The sequence below is a fragment of the Psychromonas hadalis ATCC BAA-638 genome (assembly GCF_000420245.1).
In the GTDB taxonomy this organism is placed as follows: domain Bacteria; phylum Pseudomonadota; class Gammaproteobacteria; order Enterobacterales; family Psychromonadaceae; genus Psychromonas; species Psychromonas hadalis.
Genome location: NZ_ATUO01000250.1, coordinates 1 through 3277 on the forward strand (window position 1 = coordinate 1; position 3277 = coordinate 3277).

2 protein-coding genes and 2 pseudogenes are annotated in these 3277 nt (G+C 41.4%); 2 read left to right on the forward strand and 2 right to left on the reverse strand.

The annotated features are described in order from the left end of the window. Window positions 1-258, forward strand: a pseudogene (locus G322_RS21355) (IS110 family transposase); the annotation flags it as partial. A 92-nt stretch (window positions 259-350) separates the two neighbouring features. Here G322_RS21355 and istB read toward each other — a convergent pair. Both istB and istA read right to left on the reverse strand, forming a co-directional pair. Continuing rightward, window positions 351-1100 (reverse strand): IS21-like element helper ATPase IstB, encoded by a 750-nt coding sequence (gene istB, locus G322_RS0118285; protein WP_022943128.1) that lies wholly within the window; start codon window positions 1098-1100, stop codon window positions 351-353. Window positions 1101-1109: 9 nt separating this feature from the next. After that, window positions 1110-2656, reverse strand: a pseudogene (gene istA / locus G322_RS22000) (IS21 family transposase). A 175-nt stretch (window positions 2657-2831) separates the two neighbouring features. Between istA and G322_RS21365 the strand changes: the two are divergent. After that, window positions 2832-3277: transposase (locus G322_RS21365; protein ID WP_169337498.1), on the forward strand; the 446-nt coding region annotated here is incomplete at its 3' end.

Consider the following 3277-nt stretch of genomic DNA (forward strand, 5'->3'; position numbering starts at 1 on the left):
TGTCGTGTTGTCATGGAGGCTTGTTATTCTTCTCATTATTGGGGGCGTACATTTGAGGATATGGGGCATACCGTTGACCTAATTCCAGCTCAACATGTCACCCCCTTTGTTAGAGGCAATAAAAATGATAGCAATGATACCTTAGCTATTTTTGAAGCCTCTACACGACCCTTTATTCGCTTTGTGCCTGTTAAAACTATAGCGCAACAAGAAGTCTTAATTCTACATCGTTTGCGTGAAAGATTGTTAAGCTCTCGCATTGTGCGTATTCTCATGAGATCGATCACCCATTCTCATTCATGCCGATCACTTTTGCTCGCTACTTTGCGGTGAGATTGAGTTGTAATACTTTACTCAAGATCCGTCAACAATTTTGCTCCTATTTTACGCATTGACTCGCCTTTTAACTCAAATCGTTCTGCACAGTGAACCAACCTATCTAGAATTTCATCTGCATAAGTCGCTTCTCCAATTAACTCATGCCATTTCGAGAGTGGTAATTGGCTCATCAAGATCATTGAACCTTGCCCATGTCGTGCATCAATAATATCAAGAAGATCACTACGTTGTTGGCCTGTTAAACTTTCCATTCCCCAGTCATCAATGATCAAGATATCGCACTTGCTTAGCTGTGTCAGGAAGCGAGAGTAACTACCATCACCGTGCACGCGTTGAAGATGCTCTTGTAGCCCCTTTAGCCTAAAATAGCGCACGCTTTTACCTTGCTGACAGAAGTGTTGCCCGATCGCACATCCCATGAAGGTTTTTCCACAACCAGTCGCCCCTGTAAAAATGAGATTTTGGTGGTGAGTTAACCAATGACCTTCAAGTAAACTACGGATCTTTGCTTTCTCTAATCCTCTTCCTGCACGGTAATCTATCTGCTCTGGATGAGCTTGTAGCCTGAATTTGGCTTGTTTAACTAATCGCTCTATTTTGCGCTGTTCCCGTTGTGATATTTCCTCTTCAAGCAATAACGATAATCGCTCATTGAAGCTAAGATCTTGGTAATGTTGTGGTTGAGCATTTTGTTGCTCAAGTGCGCTAAATAGGTGGGTAAGGCGTAGGCCACTTAGCTGTTCTGATAATTGTTTATTCATGATATTTCCTTAATGGTAATATTCTTCACCACGAAGATTCTCGTGATCTATATTGAGTAACGGATCTGATGATTCACAGGCGAGTACTTGCTGATCTAACCCACTGCTTAATATCGCTTTTATGCTTTGTAAACGGGTTGCGCCAGTATCAAGACCACGCTGACAAGCGGCATTTAAACGCTCTTTGGAATACTTTTTACTCAGAGATAACAACCCAAAACATGCACGATAGCTTTGCTGTGGGTGTGTTTTACTACTTAGCTGAAGTGTCACTAATTCCAATACCGCACTGCCGAGGGATTCCGCCCAGCTCTGCAAACGTTCTGGTGACCACTGTGAATATTCTTGGTGGGATTTAGGCATATGTTCGCTGTGGGTACTATGGCCTCCTGAACGGGTGGATTTTAAGTGCTGTGCAACACAATGCCCTTGATGGTATATCTTGATCATCTTTTGTGTCACATGCGCCTCTAATCGTTTTTTGATCAGACCGTAAGGAACGGAGTAGTAGTGTTTCTCTACCTCCACATGATAATCAACATGGACAGTGACCTTTTTAATATAGGTATATTGATAACTTTGTAGTGGTAAAGGCTTCAATGCAGGCAGATCAATTTCAGTAAATAATGATGATCGGGTTCCCAATATTTTTTGAAATTTCTTATTATTCATCCAGATAAGCAACTCTTTAATGCGCTGATTTAATTGGGATAAACTGTAAAATACTTCTTTGCGAATAACCCCCATGATCCAGCGTTCAACAATCAACACACCATTTTAGCCTTGGCATTGTCCTTAGGTTTAAGCGGTCTCGCTGGCAGAATAGTGACATTGTAATGGCTTGCCATCTGTTGGTAAGTTGGGTTCAGATCAGGATCATATTTACACGCCCGAGTTGTTGCGGACTTTAAATTATCAGGGATAAGCAGGTCAGGTACCCCGCCAAGAAATTCAAAGCATCGTACATGACTCATCACCCAGTCCTCTAGCTTCTGCGAGAGGGGTGCTTCAGCGTAGCTGTAATTTGAAGCGCCCATTACAGCAACAAAAATCTGAGCACCTCGACACTCTCCTGTATCAGGGTTAACGAGCTGAACCGTTGGCCCACAGTAATCAATAAACAGCTTCTCACCGGCAATATGGTTTTGGCGCATCGAGGACTGTAACTTGATCGCCCAGGTTTTATAGTGGCGACAGAGTTGTGGGTAACTGTAGTGATTATCGCTATTACGCTCAACATACTCCTGCCAGAGCAGTTTTTTTGTGACACCTTTACGCTTTAACTCAAGCTGAAATTCTGGCCAATTTGGTAATGGAATAGCGGTTCTAGGCGTATGTTTAGTTTGTAAAAAATGCTTACTAAGCTTTGCATCATTCCATTGTTCTGGAAGTGGCCAGACTTCGATTCCTATCATTTTTGCACGCGTTAAATAGGTTGAAATAGTGGAGGGTGAGATCGATAAGCTTTTAGCAATCGAACGATTTGACAGATTCGCTTGATATTTTAAACGTAATATCTCTTTTAGTTGTCTCATTGAAATTGGCTCTGTTGGCATAACTTTCTCCTTAGTATTGAATAAAAGGAAAGTATGCAGATTTAACAAAGCAAAGTGATTATCGAGTGCTATTTACTTATAAAAAGTGATCGGCATCGATGAGAATAGGTGATCGGGATAAATGAGAACAAGTGATCGGCTTACATGAGAATGGGTGATCGCGATGGGTGAGAATATGCACATTGCAACAAGCAATCAATTGCGCGGTTTATTAACCGATTTTGGCATTATTTTTCCACTGGGTCAGAAAGGCTTTACAGAGATGCTGATTGATTTATGTTCAGATGAATCATTATCAGGTACTTTGACGTGGTTGGTCAACGATGTTTATCGTGAGTATCAGTCATTAAATACGCGCATAAAAGAGATTGAAAAAAAGTTAAAAACAGACATTGAAAATCACCCATTAGGAAAAATTTTATTGAGTATACCTGGAATAGGCTACCTCAATGCATCCGCTTTTATTGCATCAATAGGTAATGGACACGCTTTTGCGACTGCTAAAGAGTTTGCTGTTTGGTTAGGTATTACCCCAAAACAGTTTGCTTCGGGTAATAAGAGCGTCATGGGTGGGATCAGCAAGCGTGGTGACAGATATTTGCGCAAAATGCTTATCCATGG

Excerpts from the sequence above, each read along its gene's own strand:
- istB (WP_022943128.1), bottom strand. The coding sequence starts at position 1,100 with ATGAATAAACAATTATCAGAACAGCTAAGTGGCCTACGCCTTACCCAC.